This window comes from Croceicoccus sediminis (assembly GCF_007570835.1).
Classification (GTDB): Bacteria; Pseudomonadota; Alphaproteobacteria; order Sphingomonadales; family Sphingomonadaceae; genus Croceicoccus; species Croceicoccus sediminis.
Genome location: NZ_SUNC01000004.1, coordinates 164,428 through 187,615, shown reverse-complemented (window position 1 = coordinate 187,615; position 23,188 = coordinate 164,428). Strand labels below are relative to the sequence as shown.

The 23,188-nt window shown below is 62.8% G+C and carries 23 protein-coding genes; 17 read left to right on the top strand and 6 right to left on the bottom strand.

Going from position 1 to position 23,188, the window contains the following annotated elements; all coding sequences use genetic code 11:
* Window positions 1-119: 119 nt before the first annotated feature.
* Window positions 120-632: a YcxB family protein gene (locus tag FAX90_RS13985; protein WP_144098039.1), complete on the top strand. Its 513-nt coding sequence runs from the start codon at window positions 120-122 to the stop codon at window positions 630-632.
* A gap of 18 nt (window positions 633-650) precedes the next feature.
* Here the strand turns inward: FAX90_RS13985 and moaB are convergent, their stop codons facing one another.
* The 3 genes from moaB to FAX90_RS13970 form a co-directional block, all read right to left on the bottom strand.
* A complete protein-coding gene (moaB, locus tag FAX90_RS13980) occupies window positions 651-1,178 on the bottom strand; it encodes a molybdenum cofactor biosynthesis protein B (protein WP_144098038.1) in 528 nt (175 codons plus the stop codon).
* A 12-nt stretch (window positions 1,179-1,190) separates the two neighbouring features.
* Complete coding sequence (locus tag FAX90_RS13975; RefSeq protein ID WP_144098037.1) at window positions 1,191-2,987, bottom strand: transglycosylase SLT domain-containing protein; 1,797 nt, start codon at window positions 2,985-2,987, stop codon at window positions 1,191-1,193.
* A 99-nt stretch (window positions 2,988-3,086) separates the two neighbouring features.
* Window positions 3,087-3,869 carry a uracil-DNA glycosylase family protein gene (locus tag FAX90_RS13970; RefSeq protein WP_144098036.1) on the bottom strand — a complete coding sequence of 261 codons (783 nt, stop codon included), beginning with the start codon at window positions 3,867-3,869 and terminating at the stop codon, window positions 3,087-3,089.
* A 139-nt stretch (window positions 3,870-4,008) separates the two neighbouring features.
* On the opposite strand from FAX90_RS13970, the gene FAX90_RS13965 reads away from it, so the two are divergent.
* The 6 genes from FAX90_RS13965 (at window position 4,009) to FAX90_RS13940 (ending at window position 9,758) form a co-directional block, all read left to right on the top strand.
* The gene (locus tag FAX90_RS13965) at window positions 4,009-5,655 is read left to right on the top strand and encodes an electron transfer flavoprotein-ubiquinone oxidoreductase (protein WP_144098035.1); all 1,647 of its coding nucleotides are present in this window, start codon (window positions 4,009-4,011) and stop codon (window positions 5,653-5,655) included.
* A gap of 10 nt (window positions 5,656-5,665) precedes the next feature.
* Complete coding sequence (locus FAX90_RS13960) at window positions 5,666-5,992, top strand: hypothetical protein (RefSeq protein ID WP_144098034.1); 327 nt, start codon at window positions 5,666-5,668, stop codon at window positions 5,990-5,992.
* Window positions 5,993-5,998: 6 nt separating this feature from the next.
* Window positions 5,999-6,820 carry a 4-(cytidine 5'-diphospho)-2-C-methyl-D-erythritol kinase gene (locus tag FAX90_RS13955; protein ID WP_144098033.1) on the top strand — a complete coding sequence of 274 codons (822 nt, stop codon included), beginning with the start codon at window positions 5,999-6,001 and terminating at the stop codon, window positions 6,818-6,820.
* Window positions 6,817-7,554: an N-formylglutamate amidohydrolase gene (locus FAX90_RS13950; protein ID WP_240704921.1), complete on the top strand. Its 738-nt coding sequence runs from the start codon at window positions 6,817-6,819 to the stop codon at window positions 7,552-7,554. The genes FAX90_RS13955 and FAX90_RS13950 overlap by 4 nt, the downstream gene beginning before the upstream one ends.
* A 200-nt stretch (window positions 7,555-7,754) precedes the next feature.
* Entirely contained in the window at window positions 7,755-7,967 is a 213-nt protein-coding gene (locus FAX90_RS13945) for a cold-shock protein (RefSeq protein WP_144098032.1), read from the top strand.
* A gap of 357 nt (window positions 7,968-8,324) precedes the next feature.
* Entirely contained in the window at window positions 8,325-9,758 is a 1,434-nt protein-coding gene (locus tag FAX90_RS13940) for a S41 family peptidase (RefSeq protein WP_170234995.1), read from the top strand.
* 18 nt (window positions 9,759-9,776) lie between these two features.
* Here the strand turns inward: FAX90_RS13940 and FAX90_RS13935 are convergent, their stop codons facing one another.
* Window positions 9,777-10,208 carry a DUF3806 domain-containing protein gene (locus tag FAX90_RS13935; protein ID WP_144098030.1) on the bottom strand — a complete coding sequence of 144 codons (432 nt, stop codon included), beginning with the start codon at window positions 10,206-10,208 and terminating at the stop codon, window positions 9,777-9,779.
* Between the two features lie 158 nt (window positions 10,209-10,366).
* On the opposite strand from FAX90_RS13935, the gene ilvD reads away from it, so the two are divergent.
* Genes ilvD through FAX90_RS13920 form a run of 3 tightly spaced genes read left to right on the top strand, consistent with a single transcriptional unit; the run spans window position 10,367 to window position 14,842 of the window.
* Window positions 10,367-12,226, top strand: a complete 1,860-nt coding sequence (ilvD, locus tag FAX90_RS13930) for a dihydroxy-acid dehydratase (protein WP_144098029.1) — start codon at window positions 10,367-10,369, stop codon at window positions 12,224-12,226.
* 4 nt (window positions 12,227-12,230) lie between these two features.
* Window positions 12,231-13,640 carry an NAD(P)H-hydrate dehydratase gene (locus tag FAX90_RS13925; RefSeq protein ID WP_144098028.1) on the top strand — a complete coding sequence of 470 codons (1,410 nt, stop codon included), beginning with the start codon at window positions 12,231-12,233 and terminating at the stop codon, window positions 13,638-13,640.
* A complete protein-coding gene (locus FAX90_RS13920; RefSeq protein ID WP_144098027.1) occupies window positions 13,637-14,842 on the top strand; it encodes a class I SAM-dependent RNA methyltransferase in 1,206 nt (401 codons plus the stop codon). The genes FAX90_RS13925 and FAX90_RS13920 overlap by 4 nt, the downstream gene beginning before the upstream one ends.
* Window positions 14,843-14,860: 18 nt before the next feature.
* Here the strand turns inward: FAX90_RS13920 and FAX90_RS13915 are convergent, their stop codons facing one another.
* Window positions 14,861-15,295: an MAPEG family protein gene (locus FAX90_RS13915; RefSeq protein ID WP_144098026.1), complete on the bottom strand. Its 435-nt coding sequence runs from the start codon at window positions 15,293-15,295 to the stop codon at window positions 14,861-14,863.
* Window positions 15,296-15,484: 189 nt separating this feature from the next.
* Here FAX90_RS13915 and FAX90_RS13910 point away from each other — a divergent pair, with 189 nt between their 5' ends.
* From FAX90_RS13910 to FAX90_RS13890, 5 genes are all read left to right on the top strand, one after another.
* A complete protein-coding gene (locus FAX90_RS13910) occupies window positions 15,485-16,696 on the top strand; it encodes a saccharopine dehydrogenase family protein (protein ID WP_144098025.1) in 1,212 nt (403 codons plus the stop codon).
* Window positions 16,697-16,701: 5 nt separating this feature from the next.
* On the top strand, window positions 16,702-17,091 hold the full coding sequence (locus tag FAX90_RS13905) for a hypothetical protein (protein WP_144098024.1): 390 nt from the start codon (window positions 16,702-16,704) through the stop codon (window positions 17,089-17,091).
* A 7-nt stretch (window positions 17,092-17,098) separates the two neighbouring features.
* The gene (locus FAX90_RS16715; protein WP_144098023.1) at window positions 17,099-17,479 is read left to right on the top strand and encodes a hypothetical protein; all 381 of its coding nucleotides are present in this window, start codon (window positions 17,099-17,101) and stop codon (window positions 17,477-17,479) included.
* 2 nt (window positions 17,480-17,481) lie between these two features.
* A complete protein-coding gene (locus tag FAX90_RS13895) occupies window positions 17,482-18,663 on the top strand; it encodes a carboxynorspermidine decarboxylase (RefSeq protein ID WP_144098022.1) in 1,182 nt (393 codons plus the stop codon).
* A gap of 533 nt (window positions 18,664-19,196) precedes the next feature.
* Window positions 19,197-20,090 carry a helix-turn-helix domain-containing protein gene (locus tag FAX90_RS13890; protein WP_170234993.1) on the top strand — a complete coding sequence of 298 codons (894 nt, stop codon included), beginning with the start codon at window positions 19,197-19,199 and terminating at the stop codon, window positions 20,088-20,090.
* On the opposite strand, the gene FAX90_RS13885 is transcribed toward FAX90_RS13890, so the two are convergent.
* Window positions 20,087-21,028 (bottom strand): DUF3137 domain-containing protein, encoded by a 942-nt coding sequence (locus FAX90_RS13885; RefSeq protein WP_144098020.1) that lies wholly within the window; start codon window positions 21,026-21,028, stop codon window positions 20,087-20,089. The genes FAX90_RS13890 and FAX90_RS13885 overlap by 4 nt on opposite strands.
* Before the next feature lie 80 nt (window positions 21,029-21,108).
* Between FAX90_RS13885 and FAX90_RS13880 the strand changes: the two genes are divergently transcribed.
* Window positions 21,109-21,666, top strand: coding sequence for a LemA family protein (locus FAX90_RS13880; protein ID WP_144098019.1), 558 nt, complete (start codon window positions 21,109-21,111; stop codon window positions 21,664-21,666).
* A gap of 277 nt (window positions 21,667-21,943) precedes the next feature.
* On the top strand, window positions 21,944-23,146 hold the full coding sequence (locus FAX90_RS13875; RefSeq protein ID WP_144098018.1) for an alanine racemase: 1,203 nt from the start codon (window positions 21,944-21,946) through the stop codon (window positions 23,144-23,146).
* Window positions 23,147-23,188 lie beyond the last annotated feature (42 nt).

Genomic DNA, 23,188 nt, shown 5'->3' with positions numbered 1-23,188 from the left:
AACAAGAACAAATGCGGCGTGCAATGATTCGGATCGCGTCTCGTAATCACGCACGCGAAACCGCCCGATCATTCCACACGGCTTGCAAAGCGGTAACCTTTGCGGCCTAAACGGGCGGCATGGAGACGATGGGACCGTTCAGCTTTACTGTCCGCGAGGAACAGGTGGTCGCAGCTATGAAGCGCCTTATGCTGGCGCGCGCGTGGAAAGGGCCTATCCGCTGGATATTGATCCTGATCGCGGCACTTCTGGCGCTGCTGGTCGTGCTGGATTTCTTGATGACGGGCGAAGTGTCGAAACAGGCGCTGGCGTTCATGGTCGCGGTGCCGGTCGCGTTGGCCATCGTCTATTTCTGGATCGCGCCGATGATGGGGCGCCGCCAGTACCGGCAGAGCGCGGCGCTACGTGCCGAGAGCACTATCGCGTGGGATGACGAGGCCGTGATGTTCAGCGGCGAACGCGGCTATGCGCGGCTGCCGTTGGCAGAATTCCATCGCTTTGCCGTCAGCCCAGACATGCTGATGCTCTACCAGACCGAGATGTACTTCAATCTCGTGCCTCTGACCGCACTGGGCGATGCGGCGGGTGATCTGGTCGCGAAGCTGGAGGCAGCGGGCGTAAAGCGTGTCTGATCCCGTTTCGGGCTCAGCTTATTTCTCGCGCAATCTGGGCATCAGTTCCACGAAATTGCATGGCCGGTTCCGGCTGTCGAGCTGTTCGGCAAGGATACCGTCCCAACCGTCCTTCACCGCGCCGTTCGATCCGGGCAGGGCGAAGATGTACGTGCCGCGCGCGACGACCGCGCAGGCGCGCGACTGGACGGTGCTGGTCCCGATGGATTGAAAGCTGACATATCGGAACAGTTCGCCGAACCCCGGTATTTCGCGCGTCTTCACGCGGTCCAGCGCCTCTGGCGTGACGTCGCGGCCGGTCAGCCCCGTGCCGCCGGTGGTGACGACCGCGTCGACGTTCTCGTCCTCGATCCATGCGTGAAGCTGCGCGACGATGCGGTCGGCATCGTCTTTCATGATCGTGCGGTCGATCAGGGTGTGCCCGGCATTGTGGATGCGATCGGCCAGGATGTCGCCGCTGGTGTCGTCATCGGGCGTGCGCGTGTCCGATACCGTCATCAGCGCGATGCGGATGGGTTTGAACTTGCGGCTTTCGTCGATGGCCATTTGCCGTCCTTCTTAACGTTTCAGCCTGGACAGGACCGGCTTGCCGTGCTGCGCAACCGCGCCTGCGCCGGTGGGCGAGGGGAAAGTCGGCCAAAGGTTCTGCGCCAGGGCCTGCTGCACATCCTCGTTCGCGCCTTCCTGGCGGCGGTACATCAGGTAGTTCTTGGTCACGATCGCGACATAGGCGCGCGTTTCCCAGTAGGGGATCGATTCCATGTAGAGCAGCGGGTCGCCGTAATCCTTCACTTCGCTGTTCCACCGGGTGATCGGCGAAAGCCCGGCGTTGTAGGCCGCCATAATCTTGGGCAGCAGCCCCTGCGTCCCGCCGCTGTCGCGCAGCATTTCAAGGTTGCGCTGGCCAAAGCTCATGTTCGTGGACGGGTCCTTCAGGTCCACGGCTTCGGCGTTCATGCCCAGCGAGGGGGCGTGCTGGCGCACGGTGATCGGCGTGATCTGCATCAGGCCGACGGCGCTGGCGGGGCTCACCGCCTCTGCCTGGAAGTTCGATTCCTGCAAGGTGTGGGCATAGGCAAGAGCCGGATCGACGCGCCAGCCTTCGCGCGGGGCCCACTTGGTCACCGGATAGCGGGTGGCCGGATCGGGCTTTGCCCCGCGCGGCGCGTTGTAGGCCATGTATAGCTGCGTTCCGGGCAGGCCCAGTTCGCGGGCCAGTCGCGACAGGCTGTCGTATTCGCGTGGATCGCCGATGCGGGCCTGATGACGCAGGACTTCGTCGGCAAGACCTTCGCGCCCGATTTCGACCAGCGCGATCGCGGTGCGCACGTTTTCCTCGCCCGAAAGGGCGCGCCAATCGGCGGACGAAAACTTCTGTCCCACCGTGTGGCGCGGCGCGTCCATGCCAAGCTGTTCGGCCGCGATCATGCCGTAAAGCGTTTCGGAATAGCCTGCCGCCGCGCGCAGTGCGGGATCGGCCAGTTCGGGTTGACGGCAACGGGTATAGGCGCGCGCGGCCCAGTAATAGGACGCGGCGCGCAGTTCTTCATTCGCGGCGCTGCGCGATGCCTTGTCGAACCCGTCGGCGGCAAGCGCGCAGTCGCCAAGCCGCCATGCCGACAGCCCTGCGACCCACCATCCTTCGCCCACCCATGCGCCGCTGCCGCCGCTGGCGACGGTGCGGGCCATGGCGAGGGCGGCCCGATCGTTGTTCTCAATGTAATAGGACCATGCGACGCGCTGCCGCCATTCGGCACGGGCCTGCGGCGAAAGCGTGCTGTCGATCCCGTCAAGAAGCAGGCGTGCACCGGACGGATCGTCATTCTTGATGCGATCGAGGATCGCGTTCGACACTTCGGCCGGCATAGAGGCATCGCCGGCTGAGCGCGGCAGGATACGCTTGGTCGGGCTACGCAGCGAAACCAGTCGCTGCGTTCCGGGAAGGGCGGGGCGATCTTCCAGTCCGCGCTTGATCGCAAGTCGGCCGATCTGTCCGGCCTGCGGCAGGTCGCGGCCCATCGAAAGCCAGTTGTTCAGCGCGTCCAACTCTATCTTCGGGCTGTTCGGGTGAAGGTAGTATTCGGCCAGCGCAAGCTGCTTAAGGCTGTCATTCGGGCGGGCGGCCAGCATCTGTTCGACCGCAGTCCAGTTTTCCGCGTCGATCTGGGCGAAGACGCCCGAATAGAACGCGCGGTCCTGTCCCGAAAGCTGGCTGGGGATGCCCGCGCCGCGCGAGGAAGACAGGTCCGCGCTATTGGCAAGGGCAGGGGTGGCCGCAACCGATGCGGCCGTGACCGAGAGCGCGAGGAGGAGCGAGCGCAACCGGAAAGGAGGGTTCGAACGCGTTTTTGCCATGACCGACCCTTTGTGAGGTGACTTCGGTAAAGATCGCCTGAACGCGCAAAAACGCGAACGGCCCCATCATGACGACGATGAATCGCAGGTCCGAACCCGTCAAGAGTCGGAAATGAAGGCAAGCCAGCGTTGCCAGAAAATCCTTTTATATCCGGTCCTTGCAGCCATTTGGTCGAGTGGATAAGCGGCAATCAGCGGAATTTGGCGTTCTCCGACCCCAAGGAATCCCGTGCCGTCGCGCGCGAATTCGTCGGGCGAGAGCAGGGTAAGCGCCTCACGAGACAGGACGAGCAGACGCTCCGGTGCGACGAGTGACACGTGGTGGCGCAGCACCGCGCCCATTCCCGCCGCGGCAAGGCCTTCCCAGTCGGCCGCGGGCGTGCGCCGGGGCAGGGCGGAGGCACGGTATATCGCTTGCGGTTCATAACCCATCGCCCGTTCGATCGCGTCCATCAGCTGGCCATCGGGGCCGGACAGCAGAAGATCGCGGTCGGTTTCCTCCGGCTCTGCCACGATCACCATCAGCGGCGGGCGCGAAGCCCCGCGCGGCGGCACGCGGCGAACGGCGGGCGCGTTGTCGAGCGACGCATCGGACAGCCACCACCCGGCGAAATCGTCCAGGCGATGCGGCCAGCCGTCCTTCTTGTCTTCCAGCCTTTCCTGCTCGGGCGCAGTCGGCCCCAGCGGCTTGGGCGGGGGTGGAGGCGGCATCTTGGGTATCGTGGGGGCGGAGGGATTCGCCTTTTCCTCCGCTTCGGCAAGCCAGTCGCGCGGTTCGTCCGCGAACGCCATGTCCACGCCCGCATCCTGCCAGAAGGCGTCCAATGCATCGTACATCGTGCGCAATTCGTGGGCGCGAAGGTCGGGTCGGTCGCTGTTCAAGCGGGTGGCTTTCCGGTCAATAAAGTTTGGTTCGGCAGTCAAGACTGATCGAAGCATCAGTCTTGACCTTCGGCGCTGCAGCAATCAAGTGCTTGTCTGTGAAGAGGGACAAACAGGAAGACAAGGGGTACCTGGAGAGATGAGCGAACGCGAATCGATGCCGTATGATGTCGTCGTCGTTGGCGGCGGCGTGGCAGGCCTTTCGGCGGCAATCCGCCTGAAACAGGTAAACCCCGAGGTCGAAGTCTGCATCCTGGAAAAAGGGTCGGAGATCGGCGCGCACATTCTTTCCGGTGCCGTCGTCGACCCGCGCGCGCTGGATGAACTGTTCCCCGACTGGCGCGATGAAGGCTGTCCGATGGCCGAAACGCCGGTGACGGACAACCTTCACTGGGTCCTGACGCGCGGCAAGAAGTATTCGCTGCCGCACATCGCGATGCCGCCGCTTTTGTCGAACGACGGCAATTACACCGGGTCGCTGGGCAACCTGTGCCGCTGGCTGGCCGAAAAGGCCGAGGAAATGGGGATCGAGATTTTCCCCGGCTTCCCCGCTGCCGAAGTGCTTTATAACGAAGACGGTTCGGTCAAGGGCGTGGCCACCGGCGACATGGGCGTCGCCGCAGACGGCAGCCACAAGGGCGATTATCAGCCGGGCATGGAACTGCACGGCAAGTACACGCTGTTCGCCGAAGGCGCGCGTGGTTCGCTGACCAAGGAGCTGAAGGCGAAGTTCGACCTTGAGGCCGATTGCCAGCCGCAGGTCTATGGCCTTGGCATGAAGGAACTGTGGGACATCGATCCCGAACTGCACGTTCCCGGCCGCGTCATTCACACGCAGGGCTGGCCGCTTTCCGAGAGCGAAAGTTGGGGCGGCGGGTTCCTCTACCACCAGGCGAACGGGCAGGTTGCGCTCGGTTTCGTCGTCGCGCTCGATTACAAGAATCCGTGGGTCTATCCTTTCGAGGAATTCCAGCGCTGGAAGCAGCACCCCGAGATTCGCAAGATCCTCGAAGGCGGCAAGCGCGTGGCCTATGGCGCGCGCGCCATCAACGAAGGCGGCTGGCAGTCGGTGCCGAAACTGGGCTTCCCCGGCGGCGCGCTGATCGGCTGTGCGGCGGGCTTCGTCAACGTGCCCCGCATCAAGGGCAGCCATACCGCGATGAAGTCCGGCATGCTCGCCGCCGAAGCGATTGCAGAGGCGATCGCCGCAGGCCGCGCGAATGACGAGGTCGCCGAATACGAAGCGAATCTGCGCGAAAGCTGGATCGCGGACGAGCTGAAAAAGGTGAAGAACGCGGAACCCGCTGTCGCCAAGTTCGGCGGCGCGCTGGGCACGATCCTTGCCGGTGCCGACATGTGGATGCGCACATTGAAGATCGGGCTGCCGATCACGATGGGCCACCATGCCGACTACGAAAGCACGGGCCGCGCGGATCTTTACAAGAAGATCGAATATCCCAAGCCCGACGGCAAGATCAGCTTCGACCGGTTGTCCTCGGTGTTCCTGTCGAACACCAACCACGAGGAAGACCAGCCTTGTCACCTGAAGCTGAAGGACCCGTCGATCCCGGTCGAGTTGAACTTGCCGGTCTATGGCGGCCCGTCACAGCGGTACTGCCCGGCGGGCGTGTACGAGTTCACCGGCGTGGAAGAGGGCGAGCCCAAGTTCGTCATCAACGCCCAGAACTGCGTCCACTGCAAGACCTGCGATATCAAGGACCCGAAGCAGAACATCGTCTGGACCACGCCCGAAGGCGGCGGCGGGCCGAACTATCCGAACATGTGAGGTGGACTGAATGGTGAACTCTATCATCGTGGCGCTGGGAGCGGTGGTGATGGGGTTCGGCTATGGCTACTTCCTGATTGGCTTTGTCTGGCTGCTATGCGGTTGGTGGTGGAAGTCACTCAACATTTGGCGGGCGGCATTCATTCTGTTTGCGTTTTACATCTGCGGGCTGATCTTTTTCCTGGTGCTTGCGCTCACGATTGATCTGTTTCCAGATTGGCGGTCATTCGTGCAGGTTCTGGCGATCGTCTGGTGCATTGCCATGGGTTTCACGGCGTTCTCGGTTGTTAACAAGCATCGCATCTCGTCGCGAAAGAATGTGATGCCTGCTAGCTGAGATCGAATGGGATACTCCGAAACCGCCTACGCCAAGATCAACCTCGCGCTGCATGTCCGCAGGCGGCGAGACGATGGGTATCACGAGCTTGAAACGCTTTTCGCATTCGTCGACGACGGCGACAGGCTGACTGCGAGGCATGCGGACGAAGACAAGATCACCGTCTCCGGCCAATTCGCGGGCACGCTCGACAATCCGTTCGACAACATTCTCGCCCACACGCTGACCAAGTTTCCGCGAGGGGAGGGGTGGCATGTCCATCTTGAAAAGAACCTGCCGGTCGCGGCAGGGCTCGGCGGCGGTTCTGCCGATGCGGGCGCGCTGATTCGCATGATCGCAGAGGCGCAGTCGGTGCCGACCGACGTGATGACCCGCGCCGCGGCGCTGGGCGCAGACGTTCCGGCCTGCATCTGGTCCGACACGCGGATCGGGACGGGCACCGGCACCGACCTTGCCAAAGTTGAGAACGACCTGAAGGGCATGGCCGTCCTGCTGGTCAATCCGCGCGTTCCGGTGCCCACCGGCCCCGTATTCAAGGCGTGGAGCGAGAGCGGGGGCGAGGATCTTGGCCCCATGCCCACCGGTTCCGCTCGCCAGATCGCGCTGGAAGGGCGCAACGATCTGGAACAGCCTGCGATCTCGACCTGTCCCGAAATTGCCGATGTTCTGGATCGTCTGAAGGCGACCGACCCGTGGCTTGCCCGCATGTCGGGATCGGGTGCCACCTGTTTCGCGTTGTATGAGGAAACGGAGCACCGCGACCGGGCGGCGAAAGCGATCGCCGATCATGAACCCGGCTGGTGGCAGATGAGCGGAGTATTGCGTTGAGTTTCACACCATACCGCCGGATCGGTGAACCCCAGTCCGGCAGCATCAGGCCCGGCGGAATAGTCCTCGTCTCCGATCACGCCAGCAACGCGGTGCCCGACGACATCGAACTGGGCGTCAGTGCCGCAACGATGGAAAGCCACATCGCCGTCGACATCGGGGTCGAGGGCGTTGCCGAGCGCCTGGCCCGCCGCCACGACATTCCCGCCTTCCTCGCCACGGTCAGCCGGCTTGTCGTCGATCTCCACCGCGAGGAAGACCACCCCGCGCTTATCCCGGAGGAAAGCGACGGCAAGCTTATCGTCGGCAACATCGGGGCGGACCGGGAAATGCGGCTGGGCCGGTTCTATCGCCCCTATCACGATGCGATGGAACGCTGGCTGGATGCCGCACAGCCGCGTCTTGTCATTTCGCTGCACAGCTTCACGCCCAGCCTTGAAAGCAAGCCCGGCGAGGAACGCCCCTGGGAAGTCGGCCTGCTCTACAACACCAATAGCGAACCGGCGCGCCACGCGATCAACCTGTTCGCAGCCCAAGGGCTGACCGTGGGGGACAACGAACCCTATTCGGGCAAGCAGCTCAACGCGACGATGAACCGCCACGCAGAGGCGAAGGGCCGCGACTATCTCGCCATCGAGGTTCGCAACGACCAGATCGCGACAGAGGCGGGGCAGGCGCGCTGGGCCGCCCTGATCGCCGACGTGGCGCAGCGCACCGTCCTCGCGCTCGGATAACAATTAGGAGATATGGGCCTAACCTGCTAGGAGGCCCGCGCTGACGTCGAAATTTGCGACGGACTTCGGTATTTGACGACCGCCGGCCCGCCTTTGCGGACGGCGCAAACCAGACGACGACTTCCTTTCATTGGACGGCCTTACGCATACCGCGCTGCATGTCGTAGCGCGGCTACCCAACGTTCTTGAAAGGAACGATCATGTCAAAGACTGGCACCGTTAAGTTTTTCAACGCCGACAAGGGCTACGGCTTCATTCAGCCCGACGACGGTTCGGACGACAGCTTCGTCCACATCACCGCCGTTCAGGGTGCAGGCATGCAGTCGCTCGATAAGGGCCAGCGCCTGAACTACGAAGTCGAGCAGGGCCGCAATGGCAAGGCCAGCGCAGTGAACCTGTCGGCTGCTGACTGACAAACCATCTTTCCCCGTGCCTTCGGAGGGTCGGTGCGGGGAAAGGTGACTGCGGGCTTTGCGACCGGCCGGTAACGGCAACCGCGAACGCCCGCAGAAGGCTTGCCTGCTTCGCCCCGCAAGACGGGGCGACAGGCGAGTTGATCTCCGGTTGATCCGGCAATCTCGCTCTCGCCTAAATGGCGCGGAGTTCGAAAGATGCCGATCGACATCGGCTTTGCCGGGACCATTTCCAGTTAAATCCAAGTCGATCAGTCGGAAGGGCATGGACCATCCGGCTATAATCGGCGTGCGCGTTACGGTTTATCCCGACCCGCAAGGCTTGAACCTGTCATGCCGGACCGGCAATGTCGGCCCATGATTACTCGTCTCAAATGCGTGCTTCTTGGCGCATCCCTGTTCGTTTCGGGTTGCGCGGCAAACGTCCCGATGGCGCAAACCGCAAGTCCCTGGATCGATGCGGGCGAATTGCGTGAAATCCAGATGGCCGGAGGGGCGACGGACCCCGTGGTCAGGGGTGTCTGGCGCAGTCGTGGTTATGGACGGCTTCTCAGGATCGATGAGGACGGCGTCGACCAGTTCGAAATGGGCGACAGCTGTTACCTGCCGCCGCAGGCTGATGGCGCGAAGACCGAAATGGATTCGGTTGGCTATCGCTTCTTTCGAATGATGCCCGGCGGACAGGCCGCAATCTTTCAGCTCTTGCGCGGGGACACCAATGTTGTGTTCGACCGGCTCGACGCCTTGCCCGAAAACTGTACGGAACACCCGGCGTCCGATCCCCGCTCTGTCGCCGATGCTTTTCTCGACATTTTCGAGACGCACTACGCCTTTTTCGACCGTCGGCCTCCGGGTCATGAAGAACGGGCCCGGCGCGTTCGCGAGGCGATGCATCCTGACATGTCGGAGGCAGAACTGTGGGATGCATTGGCTGCTTACATGGATGGCTTGTCGGACAGCCATACCAAGCTGATTGGCCAGGTCGATGGAGAGCGCCGCCGGGTTCAGGACGGCCAAGGCGTGACATTGCCCCGCATGCGCAATGCAGAGGGCGGAGAAATGCAATGGCTGATCGGCTTGCTCGAACAATCTGTCGCAGGGCTTGGCGATACGGCCCATCATACCGGTAACGACAGGATCATCTGGGGCCTGATCGACGGGCGGGTTGGCTATCTCCAGGTGTTTCAGATGGGCGGGTTCACCGACCGAGAGGACTTTGGCAGCGATGCCTGGGCCGAGGCGGAGATGGCCGAATTCAACCGGATCATGGACGAGGCATTTCGTGCCTTTGAAGGCGCCGATGCCGTCATTCTTGACCTGTCGAACAACCGGGGCGGCTGGGACAGGGTGGCAAAGGCCCTGGCCGGACGCTTCACGGACGAGGCCTATACCGGTTTCACGACGCAGGCGCACGGATCGGGTCTGGACCCTTTCCCCAACCGGATCGAACCGTCGGACGGCCCCCGTTTCACCGGGCGCGTCTTCGTTTTGACCAGCGACGTCACGGTCAGCGGCGGGGAGATCGCTACCCTGGTTCTTCGCCAGAATCCCAACGTGACGCAAATCGGTAAGCGGACCCGTGGCGCCTTTTCGACACCTTTGGCCAAGCGCCTCCCGAACGGTTGGCTGCTCGAAGTGTCGAACGAGGTGTTCGCGGCCCCGGACGGCACGGTCTATGAAGAGATGGGCCTGACGCCGCAGATCGAAATGGAGGTTTATCCCGCAGATGATCCGGTATCGGGCCATTGGCGCGCGGTCGAATCGGTGGCCGAACTGGCTTCCGGCTCCTGACGGGACGCCCACTCGCGCTTACTGGACGTCACCGGAAAAGGCGATTTCCTGAAGCCGTTCGCGGGTCTGTTCGAACATCACGTCGACGTCGACTTCTTCGCCGCTTTCAAGGCGCTGCGAAATCATCGTCACGGGGTAGAGCACGATCGAGGTGCCCGGCCAGTTCAGCGCGGGCACGCGGCCGTATTCGTCATCGATCGTCACCCAGTCGAGCATGAGTTCATCGGCCAGCGCATCGCCCATCGCGATGCCAAGGGCCTGCAGTTTCCAGGTATCGTCCGCGCCTACCCAAGCATGTGCAAGGTTGGCCCGGATCACCGCGAGCTTCGCGTCGGTGTCCTCGTAATTTTCTTCAGCCTTGTCGCTGAAGTGACCCATGATCCACGATCGCGACTCTTCGAGCCACTCTCGCTCCGGGTCTTCAAGCCGGTAGCGGGGTAAGTCGTCCATCAGGGCTGAGCATAGCACGGGGTGGGGTGCGGATGAAATCGGTGCTATCCACAAGGCGAAAAGGCGCGTCCGGCCTGCCCAAAAGGCCCGAAAAACCTAGACAGCCGCGCGTGCAACGCTAGGGAGCGCCTCGAAAGACTTCATCGGAGTTCTATACCATGCCCGCCTATCGTTCACGCACATCGACCCACGGCCGCAACATGGCCGGCGCACGCGGTCTCTGGCGCGCAACCGGCATGAAGGATGGCGACTTCGGCAAACCGATCATCGCCATCGCCAATTCCTTCACCCAGTTCGTGCCCGGCCACGTTCACCTCAAGGACCTGGGCCAGCTGGTCGCGCGCGAGATCGAGGCGGTGGGCGGCGTCGCGAAAGAGTTCAACACGATCGCCGTCGACGATGGCATCGCGATGGGCCACGACGGCATGCTCTATTCGCTGCCCAGCCGCGACCTGATCGCCGACAGCGTCGAATTCATGGTCAACGCCCACTGCGCCGATGCGATCGTGTGCATATCGAACTGCGACAAGATCACGCCCGGCATGCTGATGGCGGCATTGCGCCTGAATATTCCGGTCGTGTTCGTGTCGGGCGGCCCGATGGAAGCGGGCAAGGTCGTGCTGAACGGCAAGGAAAAGGCGCTCGATCTCGTCGATGCGATGGTCGCTGCCGCCGATGACCGCGTTTCGGATGAGGACGTGGCCGCGATCGAACGGTCGGCCTGCCCGACTTGCGGTTCGTGCTCGGGCATGTTCACGGCGAACTCGATGAACTGCCTGACAGAGGCGCTGGGCCTTTCGCTGCCGGGCAACGGTTCGATGCTGGCGACCCATGCCGACCGCGAAAAGCTGTTTCTCGAGGCGGGCCGCACCGCCGTCGACCTTTGCAAGAAGTATTACGAGGAAGAGGACGAGAGCGTGTTGCCGCGCAATGTCGCCAGCTTCGCCGCGTTCGAAAACGCGATGAGCCTGGATATTGCGATGGGCGGTTCCACCAACACCGTGCTCCACCTGCTGGCCGCCGCGCATGAGGGCGAGGTCGATTTCACCATGGCCGACATCGACCGGTTGAGCCGGAAGGTGCCCTGCCTGTCGAAAGTCGCCCCGGCCAAGTCCGACGTCCACATGGAAGACGTCCACCGCGCAGGCGGCATCATGGCCATCCTGGGCGAGCTGGACCGTGCTGGCCTGATCAACGCCGATTGCCCCACCGTGCACAGCCGCACGCTGGGCGAGGCGCTGGAACGTTGGGACGTTGCGCGCACCACTTCGGACAGCGTGCGCGAATTCTATGCCGCGGCCCCCGGCGGGGTGCCGACGCAGACCGCGTTCAGCCAGAACCGCCGCTGGAAGGAAATCGACACCGACCGCGTCGGCGGCGTTATCCGCAATGCCGAAAACGCGTTCAGCAAGGACGGCGGGCTTGCCGTGCTTTACGGCAACATCGCGCGTGACGGCTGTATCGTGAAGACGGCTGGCGTCGATGAAAGCATCCTGACCTTTACCGGTCCGGCCAAGGTCTATGAAAGCCAGGAAGCGGCCGTTGTCGCGATCCTGGGCGACCAGGTGAAGGCGGGCGACGTCGTCGTCATCCGTTACGAAGGACCGCGCGGCGGACCGGGCATGCAGGAAATGCTCTATCCGACCAGCTACCTCAAATCGAAGGGCCTTGGCGCGGCCTGCGCGCTCATCACCGACGGGCGTTTTTCGGGCGGCACCAGCGGGCTTTCCATCGGCCATGCCTCACCCGAGGCAGCCGAAGGCGGCGCGATCGGGCTGATCGAGGAAGGCGACATGGTCGAGATCGACATTCCCAATCGCACGATCAACGTCGCGGTTTCGGACGAAGTGCTTGCCGAACGCCGCGCTGAAATGGAGGCCAAGGGTGATGCGGCATGGGCCCCGTCGCACCCGCGCCCGCGCAAGGTTTCGACCGCGCTGAAGGCCTATGCCGCCATGGCGACAAGCGCGGCACGCGGCGCAGTGCGCGATCTTTCGGCCATAACCCGCGCTCGTTGAACCCATGCTCGCGCCCGATCAGGTCCTGACCGCCGCGCAGATGGTGTCGGCGGAAGAACGGCTGATGGCTGCCGGTACGGACGTGCATGAACTGATGCAACGGGCAGGGCGCGGCGCGGCGGAATATGTCTGGCGCATGGCGGCGAACGCGCCGGTCACGGTGCTGTGCGGTCCGGGTAACAATGGCGGCGACGGATACGTCATTGCCGAAGCGATCCGCGAGCGTGGCGGTCCGGTCCAGGTTGTCGCGGCGTTCGAACCGGGAACGGATGCGGCAAAGCGGGCGGCATCGCTTTACGGCGGGCCGGTGATCGCAGCGCGGGACGCACAAGGGTCCATCTTCGTCGACTGCCTTTTCGGCACCGGTCTGGCCCGCGCCTTGTCCGACGACCTGACCGAAATGCTCTGCGATCTGGCATCGCGCCACGACCGCTCCATCGCGATCGACATGCCCAGCGGGATCGAGAGTAACAGCGGCGCTCTGCTTGCCGGTCGGCTGCCTCACTATGCGCTGTGCATCGCGCTCGGCGCGTGGAAGCAGGCCCATTTCCTGATGCCCGCGATGGCGTCATGGGACATGGCCCGATTGGTCGATATCGGGGCGGACAGGGAAGAGGGCGGGGCCACCGCGATCGGGAAACCGGCGTTATCGCGGCCTGCGCCCGATGCGCACAAGTATCGCCGCGGGCTGGTGGCCGTGGTCGGCGGGTCCATGCCCGGTGCCGCATTGCTGGCGAGCAAGGCCGCCGGTCATGCGGGCGCGGGTTATGTGAAGCTGCTTTCCCAGCACAAGATCGCCAATGCGCCTGCCGATCTCGTCACGATGAAGGCCCCGGGCGATGTGTCGTTCGGCAAGGCCGCGGGCGATGATCGCGTGTCGGCGATCCTCGTCGGCCCCGGTCTTGGCCGCGATGCCAGGGCGAGCGAGCGACTGGGGCAGGCGCTTTCGCTGGACCGCCCGACCGTGATCGATGCCGACGGGCTGACCATGCTGCGCAAGGCGATGCTGAAAGGGCGTGACAGCGCCGCGATCCTGACCCCGCACGAAGGGGAACTCGCCACGCTGGAGAAACTGTTCGGCCTTGATGGCAGCGCGGCAAAGCCTGAGCGGGCGAGGGCGCTGGCCAGGGCAGCGAATGCGGTCGTCATCGCCAAGGGCCCGGACACGGTGATCGCTGCGCCCGATGGGCGTACAGCGTTCGCGGGCAAGGCGTCGAGCTGGCTTTCGGTCGCCGGTACGGGCGACGTGCTGGCGGGCGTTACCGCGTCGCGGCTTGCCGTGACGGGCGATGCCTGGCGCGCCGCAAACGAAGGGGTCTGGCTTCATGGTGAGGCGGCCCGTCTGTCCGGCGCCGCATTCACGGCAGGCGAACTGGCCGACACCATCCGAAAAGCACTGGAAACCTGTCTGTGAGCGAGCCTGAAACCATCCTGCGTGTTGCGGCCAAGGGCGACGGCGTCACGGCGTCGGGCCGCCATGTCGCGCTGGCCGCGCCGGGTGATACGGTGCTGCCCGACGGAACGGTTCAGCCCGGTCCGCATCACGCCGATGCACCTTGCCGCCATTTCCCGAAATGCGGCGGTTGCCAGTTGCAGCATCTGGACGAGGTGGCGTGGCACGATTTCGTGACCTCGCGCGTGCTGAATGCCGCGTCGGGGCAGGGGCTGGAGCCAGCTATTGTAGAGCCGACGCATCTTTCCCCGCCGCAAAGCCGCCGCCGGGCGACGCTGCACGTCGAAGGGCGCGGCAAGAACGTCCGCATCGGTTTTCGCGAAGGGCGCAGCCATTCGCTTGTCGACCTTTCGGAATGCACGATCATGCATCCCGCGCTGTTCGCCATGATCGCGCCCTTGCGCGCCTTGCTGGGCGGGTTCGGGCGCAAGAAGCTGTCGGCGGACGTTCATCTGACGCTGACCGACCAGGGCGTCGACTTCAACGTGAAGGGCTTTACCCCCGAAGGTCTGGCCCGGACCGAGGCGCTGATCGATTTCGCGCAACAGAATGCGTTGGCCCGCCTGACCATGGATGACGGTTACGGCCCCGAAACCCACTGGGAGCCGGAACCGGTCACCATCACGCTGGGCGGTGTCCCCGTGGCGCTTCCGCCCGGCAGCTTCCTGCAGCCCACGGCAGAGGGTGAGCATGCGCTGATCGCATCGGCCCGCGAATGGCTGGACGGGGCGAAGACGGTGGCGGACCTGTTTTCGGGTCTTGGCACGTTCGCTTTTGCCCTGTCGGAGGGCACTGGCGCGAAGGTCCTTACCGCAGAGGCCGCTCGCGACGCGCACATGGCCTGCAAGTCGGCGGCCGGTATCGCGCAGCGTCAGGTATTCGCGCAGCACCGCGATCTGTTCCGCAATCCGCTATTGCCCGACGATCTCGACAAGTTCGATGCCGTCCTGCTCGACCCGCCGCGCGCCGGCGCGAAGGAACAGGTCGGCAGGCTTGCGGCAAGCAAGGTCGAACGCATCTGCTATATCAGCTGCAATCCGGCCAGCTGGGCCAAGGATGCCGCGACGCTGATCGAAGGCGGCTACCGCCTTGAACGCTTGCGGCCGGTCGGCCAGTTCCGGTGGTCCACCCACGTCGAACTGGCCAGTCTTTTTGTTCGCTAGATCGGGTCTTTTCGTCCGTTAGTTCAGAACCGACAGCAGCGCCCGTACCGACAGGATCATCATGACCAGCGTGGAAATGATGAACAGCGTGGCGCGGATCTTCACCACGTTGATCCGGGCCTGATAGACCGAGTGGACCACGCGCAGCAGCAGGTAGGCCCATGCCAGCACCATGTCGTACCCGGTCGGCCCGCCGATCGAGAGGATGACCACCGCCGCGTAATAGACGGTCGGCTGTTCCATCAGGTGCATGTAATTGTGTGCGGGCCAATCGTTCCGTCCTTCGGGAAGCCGCGCCCACAGATCGGGACCGCGCGCGCCGACCGGCAGCTTGCCAAGGCTCGTCTTCATCGCGGAAAACGTGCCCGCCCGGTGGATCAGCATCCACATCGCCATGACCATCGTCCAGCAGACGAGCAGGGCCGCCGGTATCAGGATTGCCTTGTCGGGCATCGAATTTCCCCTCCATCTCAGATGCGCGTAGTGATGCTTACATCGGTGTCGATTGTCCAGCGGCCCGTTGCCACCGGCGCCTTGCGATGGTCACGATGCTTGTTCTGTAACGCAAGGGGCCTATATCGCACGCCTCATGCAGCGAACCCGTGCTGCCACGGGCCGCATTGGAAGTAGTGGAGACGAGTTTTGAGCAAGGTTCTGGTGATCGGCGCAGGTGGTGTCGGTTCTGTCGCGGTCCACAAGATGGCCATGAATCCGGGCATCTTCTCCGAAATCGTGCTGGCCAGCCGAACCGTTTCCAAGTGTGACGCGATCGCCGAATCGGTGAAACAGCGCACCGGCCAGACGGTCAGGACGCACCAGATCGACGCGGATGACGTCGCGGCGACGACCGCGCTGTTGAATGCGGAAAAGCCCGAACTGGTCGTGAACCTTGCCCTGCCGTACCAGGACCTGGCGATCATGGACGCGTGCCTCAACGCGGGCGTCGATTACATGGACACCGCTAATTACGAGCCCAAGGACGTCGCGAAGTTCGAGTACAAGTGGCAGTGGGAATATCACGATCGCTTCAAGGAAGCGGGCCTGATGGCGCTGCTGGGTTCGGGTTTCGATCCGGGCGTTACCAGCGTGTTCGCGATGTGGCTGAAGAAGCACAAGCTGAAGACCATCCGCACGCTCGACATTCTCGACTGCAACGGCGGCGATCACGGTCAGGCCTTTGCCACCAACTTCAACCCGGAAATCAACATTCGTGAAGTGACCGCGCCTGCGCGTCACTGGGAAAACGGCGAATTCGTCGAGACCCCGGCAATGGGCGTGAAACAGGAATTCGACTTCGCCGAAGTCGGTCCGAAAAACATGTACATGATGTACCACGAGGAACTGGAAAGCCTCGCCCGGTTCGTGCCCGAGATGGAGCGTGCCCGTTTCTGGATGACCTTCGGGGACGAATACATCAAGCATCTCACCGTCCTGCAGAACGTGGGCATGACCCGCATCGACCCGGTGATGTACGAAGGGCGCGAAATCATCCCGCTGCAGTTCCTGAAGGCCGTGCTGCCCGAACCGAGCAGCCTTGGCGAAACCACGAAGGGCAAGACCAATATCGGGGATATCGCGACGGGCGAAGCGCTGGACGGGTCGGGCGAGAAGACGTTCTACATCAAGAACATCTGCGACCATGAAGACGCCTATGCCGAGACCGGCAATCAGGCGGTGTCCTACACCACCGGCGTCCCGGCGATGATCGGCGCGGCGATGATGCTGACGAAGAAATGGCGGGGTGAGGGCGTGTTCAACATGGAGCAGTTCGACCCCGATCCCTTCATGGAAATGCTGAACCAGCATGGCCTGCCGTGGACGGTCGAGGAACTTGACGGCCCGCTGACGTTTTAAGCCATATGCGCGCGCTATTCCTCGCTCCGTTGCTCTTCTTCTCCGCCGCCTGTTCGCAGGCGGTGGCGGATGAGGCTGTACCCGCCGAAGAAATCGCTGCGCCCGATGCGCAGGGTGTGGCGGAAGACGGCGACCCCGAGGGCGCGGCATGCGAAGCGGCGGGCGGTTTTCTCGACCGGCGGGGCAGGGCGCAGACGCTGATGTGCGTCCACCCATATGTCGACGCGGGGAAAGCCTGCACCGACAACCAGCAGTGCGACGGCAAATGCATCGCCCCGGTCGACGACGGCCCCGATGGCGAGATCGTCGGCACATGTCAGGCGGACGACGCGCTGTTCGGGTGCTATGCCGAGGTGGTGGACGGCAAGCTTGTCCGCGCGATCTGCGTTGATTGAATGCTACTTGAAAAAACCGGGTATCATTGTCGCGAGTTGTCTGGTTTCGGCTTCAATTGGGGCGTGTAGTCCGGAAAGCGGATCGGAAGCACCGGAACGGTCGATTCAAGGACGTTACGAGAATAGGATCTGCGGAACGATCCAAGTGAACTCTGACCATTTGATAGCCGATGGCGACCGCGTCGATTTTGAGATTATCGAGATGAAAGGCGTCACGAATTTGGTTGTCGCGCAGGCTTTGCGCTACGCGGGAGAGAGCGATGACTGTGAGCTGCTGTTGATAGATGAGCAAGAATACATTCCATTATTCGTTGAAGAGCGGGGTGCCTCCTTCAGTCTCCAGTCCACCGACCGCTCACGGACACGCCGGTTCGATAAGGTAAACTAACTATGGAAACCCGTGCCGGCGATCCCGGCGCCTTTGCGCGCTTTGACCTGAACCTTGTCGACAGCCCGGCCTTCGTGGTCGATTCGGCCAAGCTGCGCGACAACCTTCGCATTCTGGCCGACATTCGCGACCGCGCGGGGATCAAGGTGCTGTCCGCTCTGAAGGCGTTTTCGATGTGGTCGGTCGCGCCGACGATTGGCGAATACCTCGACGGGGTCTGCACCTCGGGCCTATGGGAAGCGCTGCTGGCGGCGGAACGCTACGACGGCGAAATCGCGACCTATTGCGCGGCCTACAAGGAAGAGGACATGGAGGAGATCCTCCGCCTCTCCGACCATGTCATTTTCAACACGCCGATGCAGCACGAGCGTTTTCGGGAGATGATCGAGCTGTCGCGCAATCGCGGCAATACTTTCGACGTCGGCCTGCGCATCAACCCGATGCACGCAGAGGGCGAGGTGCCGCGCTATGACCCTTGCGCGCCCCATTCGCGGCTGGGCTTTCCGATCGATCAGCTGACCGAGGAGCATCTGGAGGGCATCGACGGTCTGCACTTCCACACCCTGTGCGAACAGGATTTCGAGCCTTTGAAGCGTACCTGGGAAGCATTGCTCCCATGGATCGACGGCGTGATTCCCGATCTCAAGTGGCTGAACTTCGGCGGCGGACATCACATCACGCGCAGCGATTATCAGCGCGACGAACTGGTCCGCTTCCTGATCGACGTGCGCGACATGACGGGCTGTGAGATTTACATGGAGCCGGGTGAGGCCGTTGCGCTGGATGCGGGGATCCTTGTCGGCACGCTGCTCGACACGCATTGGAACGGCATGCCGCTGGGCATCACCGACGTTTCGGCGACCTGCCACATGCCCGACGTGATCGAGGCGCCCTATCGTCCCGCGATGCTGGGCGAATTGCCCGAGGAAGCGGGCGTCGAACCTATCCGGCTTGGCGGGCCGTCGTGTCTGGCCGGTGACGTGATCGGCGACTATCGCCTGCCGTTCAAGCCGGAACCGGGCGCGCGTTTCGCGTTCCTCGATCAGGCGCACTATTCGATGGTGAAGACCAACACGTTCAACGGCGTGCCGCTTCCGTCCATCTGGCTTTGGGATAGCGAGAGCGGAATGCTCGAGAAGATCAAGGGCTTCGGATACGACGCTTTCCGCGATCGGTTGAGCTGATCTGCGGAAGGCTCTCGCGGTTATGTTCGATATGACCGGGAAAATTGGCGGAGCGATCTGAAGCACGGACAGCGGCTCGGACAATGCCGCCTTGGCCTTATGATCGCACCATCGAACGCCGTCCGGACAAACGGCTCAGATGCGACCTACCAGGTCCATGCCCCAGATCGCTCGCGCCAATCCAAGGCTGGCAGGTGGCGAAGCCGGAGCCGACGGGCGCCCGATACTTCGCCAATGCGCAAGCGCACTACCTGCCGCAGGCCATGGGCGTTGGAACGGACGCCACGACCACTGACGGTTTGTGGGAAGAACGGAGACTTCCCCAGTGCCGTCATTTTTGTATCCTTCCGATCCATATTTCAGGTTCGAAATCCGGTCATGCCAGACGTGGCCAATCCCCCAACCGGCCACGGAACGTGCTGAAACTGCGCCAAAATGGGATTCGATGGGAGTTGCACCAAGCGGCGCATCGCAATGCAACTTTCATGCAACCCGGTTGCATTCTTGCGGAATCGCATTAGATGGCATGCTTAATGAAACGGGTTGCCGACCTTTCTGCAAAGCTCGACATGCTGCTCAAGGCCTCTTCCTTGAGCAGGGTCGCCCTTGCGCAGCAGGTCGGGGTGGACAAGTCGCTCGTCGGCCGCTGGGTCAAGGGGTCGATCCATCCGGGCGAACACAACCTCGCCAAGCTGACTGCCGTGTTCCAGGAAACCTTCCCGATGCTGACGCTGGCGGACTGGTACGAGGAACAGGCTGTCCTTGCGGACCGGATCGGCATCGCCTTCCGCGCTGGCGTGCCCAGCGGGCCTGAAATGCGCGCCAACGGTCCTTTCGCCAAGATCGTGGAGGCTTCGGAGTCGGACATCGCCTTCCGTGCCGAGACTTATACAGGGTTCTGGCGCACGACGCGTCCGTCGGTCCTGATGCCGACGGAGCTGTTTCACGACTATGGCATCTTTCGCCTGACCGACGACGGCATGATCGAGGTTTCGATGGAAGGCTCCGGCCTGAAGTTCGAAGGCTGGATGTTCCCGATGGCGGGCAATCTCTATGTTTTCCTGTTCGATCCGGTTGGCCGTACGCCGCTGATCGTGCTGATGAAGGGCGTAACATTGCCGCGCGCGATGTCGATGGACGGCATCCTACTGCTCTCCGCGCTGGACCCGGCGCGCACCCCGGCCGCGCTTCCCATCGTGCTGGAACGGATCGGCGATCTTTCGGGCGACCGCGAAGCCGACGATGCCCGCCTGCTCGAGATTATCGAGACCAAGCCCGAACCGCTCCAACCGTTGAGCGAGGAGGATCTGAAAAGCATCGCCTACCAGAACATCGGGCCAGAAGCTGCGAAACACGGCGGGCGGCTGTTCATGTCGTCGATCGGGGCCTTTTCGCGCGGCACCACTTCGGACGGCCTGAAAGGTTAGCGCGCAGCTTCGTCGAGCGACCGGGCCAGCCCGGCGAGCGAGGAGAATTGCTCGCACGTCTTTGCAATCAGTTCGTGGTCCTTGTCCGGATCGATCGATCCGCTTTCGAACATGTTGCCCGATTCGATGGCGACCAGCACTTCGCCTGCGTGGAACAGCGTGCGGATGTTCTTGCCGGAAAAGGCGTTTTCGATCGCTATCAACCGTTCGACATAGGCCGGATGGATCAGATAGCGGGCCTCGACCTGATCGCTGGACCAGGCGGCAAACGCGTCACCGAATTCGGGATGGACGAGGTCGACGTGATCGAGGGTCACGCCGTTCAGCTTGATCGTGTCCTTGCGCCCACCAAAGAACCCGCGATGCTTGCTTGCCCGTTGCAACAGGGTGGTGCCGTGAAAGTCGCGTGAAAATCCGATTGCGATGATCGCGCCCTTGAACACGGTGACATAGCGCCGGTTCTTGCCGCTGCCGCGCTGTTCTTCCAGCTTTGCCTCGTGCAGCAGGAACGGCTGTCCATCGAACTGACCTTGCCACAAATCCTCGAAGACAGATCGGTCGTAGCTCGGCACCAGGCCAAAGCCTTTCGCCCTTTCGAAATGTTCGCCCGGATCGAAGTCGTGCGAATAGGTCAGGCCGAGCGATCCGGCGATTGCCTCGTTGATGCCGACTTTCATGGCCTTCCTGGCCTTGGCAACGGGTTGCTGGATCCAGATCCATGCCAGCACCCCGATGAAGACGGATACCACGACTTTCGCCATCAATTCGATCTGCACCAGGATAAGCCCCGCCGCGATCAGGGGCAGCAGCACGATGGCGGCATTCCATGCGCGGCGGTTCGTCCTGGCCCTTGCCTGTGCGCGCATATCGCGCTGCTCGTCCAGCCAGTCCCCAAGCGGCCCGACCATCAGTGCCTGCGGATTGAGATTTTCGATCACGTCCCTGAAAGCCCCCCGTTTGCTTTGCTTAACATATTGACCGTAAAAGGCCTGTGAAGGCTGCGAAGGGGAATATCGACATGGGTGTTGTTGGGATCGTGGTGCTGGTCATCGTGGTGGTGCTGGCCGTGATCGTGATCGGGATCTACAACCAGCTCGTCGCGCTGCGTCAGAACGTGAAGCAGGGCGTTGCCGACATCGATGCGCAGCTGCGGCAAAGGCATGATCTGGTGCCCAATCTCGTCAACACGGTGAAGGGTTATGCCAGTCACGAGCAGGAGACGCTCGACGCCGTGATCTCGGCCCGCAACAAGGCCGCTACGGGCACGATAGATTCGAGCGACGAGGCGGGCCTTCGCGTCGCGCTCGACCGCCTGATGGCACTGGGCGAGGCCTATCCCGACCTCAAGGCAAGCGCCAATTTTCAGGAGTTGCAGCGCGAACTTTCAGATGTGGAAGATAAGCTGGCCGCAGCGCGCCGGGCGCTGAACGCGGCGGTTTCGCGCTACAACACCGGGATCGAAAGCTTTCCCGCCGTGGTCTTTGCCGGGATGCTGGGATTCGCCCAGGCCGACTTTCACCGGCTGGATGACAGCGAGAAAGGCGTCGTCGACCAGGTGCCCAAGGTCACTTTCTGACTCAGATACCCGACCTGCCTTATCATGGGCACGGTCTGTAGCGGGTGACCGGAACGGCGGGTTGCAGCCGTGCGTATGAACGTCATGCTGCATGGCCGAAGCCGCAGCGGAAATATCCTCGGAACGGCGTTGATTTGTCGTGGGAACCGGGCCCTTTCCGTCGCTTTTGGCTTGCAGTTCGCGCGCCTTGCCTTATATGCGCCCCCTCGCTGCCCCAAGGGGACTTCCAAACCGCAAGGCAGCCTTGTTGAACACGTTGTCCTGGGGGTCCCTTGAATTGCACATCCATCCTGACGCCGCTTCTGTAGTCCGCGACCTCGCTCCGGACGAACCGGTCATCCTCAACCGCCCGCACGCTGCGCGGCGCGCGGCCCGATTCTTTGTCGAAAAGTTTCCGGGCAAGGTGCTCTATGCGGTAAAGGCGAACCCGTCGTCCGACTTGCTGTTACTGCAGTGGGAATCGGGCGTGACGCATTACGACGTCGCGTCGATCGCCGAAGTGCGTCTGGTGCGCGAAACCCTGCCGCAGGCGACGCTGTGCTTCATGCACCCGGTCAAGACCGAGCGTGCGATTGCAGAGGCCTATTTCGAACACGGCTGCAAGACCTTCAGCCTCGATTCGGTCGAGGAGCTGGAAAAGATCCAGCGTGCGACCAAGGGTGCGACCGACCTGCGCCTTTGCGTGCGCCTGCGCGTGTCGTCCGAATATTCCGAGCTTTCGCTGGCATCGAAATTCGGTGTCGACCTGACCGAGGCTCCAGCCCTGCTTCAGGCGACTCGCCAGGTCGCCGACTGGCTGGGCGTATGCTTCCACGTCGGTTCGCAGGCGATGAGCCCGTTTGCCTATGTTCAGGCGCTCGAACGCGTGCGCGCCGCCATTGCCGAGGCATCGGTGGTCATCGACATGATCGACGTCGGCGGAGGCTTCCCGTCGATCTATCCGGGCATGGAACCGCCGCCGCTGGAAGACTATTTCAAGATCATCCACCAGCACTTCTATGCCCTGCCGATCGCCTACAACGCGGAACTGTGGTGCGAACCGGGCCGTGCGCTGTGCGCCGAATACAATTCGATGATCGTGCGCGTGGAAAAGCGCCGCGGGACCGAACTGTTCATCAACGACGGTGCCTATGGCGCGTTGTTCGATGCCGCGCACGTGGCATGGCGCTTCCCCGTTCGCCGTATCGCTGCCGACGGCACCGCCGGCAATGACGTGGAAACCGAGGATTTCTCCTTCTACGGCCCGACCTGCGACGATGCCGACTTCATGGAAGGGCCGTTCCCGCTGCCCGGTGACATCAAGGCTGGCGACTATATCGAGGTCGGGATGCTAGGCGCCTATGGCGCGGCGATGCGTACCGGGTTCAACGGCTTCGGCTCCGGCCCGGTGGAGACGGTTTCGGACGAACCGATGAGCAGCCTCTATCGCGGCGACCGCGACGATCCGCGCGTTTCGGACAACGTCGTCTCGCTTCGTTGACCTGATTGTGGGATAGATTGCCCAAGGCGGTAAGGCCCTGTT

Excerpts from the sequence above, each read along its gene's own strand:
- FAX90_RS13985 (WP_144098039.1), top strand. The coding sequence starts at position 120 with ATGGAGACGATGGGACCGTTCAGCTTTACTGTCCGCGAGGAACAGGTG.
- moaB (WP_144098038.1), bottom strand. The coding sequence starts at position 1,178 with ATGGCCATCGACGAAAGCCGCAAGTTCAAACCCATCCGCATCGCGCTG.
- FAX90_RS13975 (WP_144098037.1), bottom strand. The coding sequence starts at position 2,987 with ATGGCAAAAACGCGTTCGAACCCTCCTTTCCGGTTGCGCTCGCTCCTC.
- FAX90_RS13965 (WP_144098035.1), top strand. The coding sequence starts at position 4,009 with ATGAGCGAACGCGAATCGATGCCGTATGATGTCGTCGTCGTTGGCGGC.
- FAX90_RS13960 (WP_144098034.1), top strand. The coding sequence starts at position 5,666 with ATGGTGAACTCTATCATCGTGGCGCTGGGAGCGGTGGTGATGGGGTTC.
- FAX90_RS13955 (WP_144098033.1), top strand. The coding sequence starts at position 5,999 with ATGGGATACTCCGAAACCGCCTACGCCAAGATCAACCTCGCGCTGCAT.
- FAX90_RS13945 (WP_144098032.1), top strand. The coding sequence starts at position 7,755 with ATGTCAAAGACTGGCACCGTTAAGTTTTTCAACGCCGACAAGGGCTAC.
- FAX90_RS13940 (WP_170234995.1), top strand. The coding sequence starts at position 8,325 with ATGATTACTCGTCTCAAATGCGTGCTTCTTGGCGCATCCCTGTTCGTT.
- FAX90_RS13935 (WP_144098030.1), bottom strand. The coding sequence starts at position 10,208 with ATGGACGACTTACCCCGCTACCGGCTTGAAGACCCGGAGCGAGAGTGG.
- ilvD (WP_144098029.1), top strand. The coding sequence starts at position 10,367 with ATGCCCGCCTATCGTTCACGCACATCGACCCACGGCCGCAACATGGCC.
- FAX90_RS13925 (WP_144098028.1), top strand. The coding sequence starts at position 12,231 with ATGCTCGCGCCCGATCAGGTCCTGACCGCCGCGCAGATGGTGTCGGCG.
- FAX90_RS13915 (WP_144098026.1), bottom strand. The coding sequence starts at position 15,295 with ATGCCCGACAAGGCAATCCTGATACCGGCGGCCCTGCTCGTCTGCTGG.
- FAX90_RS13905 (WP_144098024.1), top strand. The coding sequence starts at position 16,702 with ATGCGCGCGCTATTCCTCGCTCCGTTGCTCTTCTTCTCCGCCGCCTGT.
- FAX90_RS13895 (WP_144098022.1), top strand. The coding sequence starts at position 17,482 with ATGGAAACCCGTGCCGGCGATCCCGGCGCCTTTGCGCGCTTTGACCTG.
- FAX90_RS13890 (WP_170234993.1), top strand. The coding sequence starts at position 19,197 with ATGAAACGGGTTGCCGACCTTTCTGCAAAGCTCGACATGCTGCTCAAG.
- FAX90_RS13880 (WP_144098019.1), top strand. The coding sequence starts at position 21,109 with ATGGGTGTTGTTGGGATCGTGGTGCTGGTCATCGTGGTGGTGCTGGCC.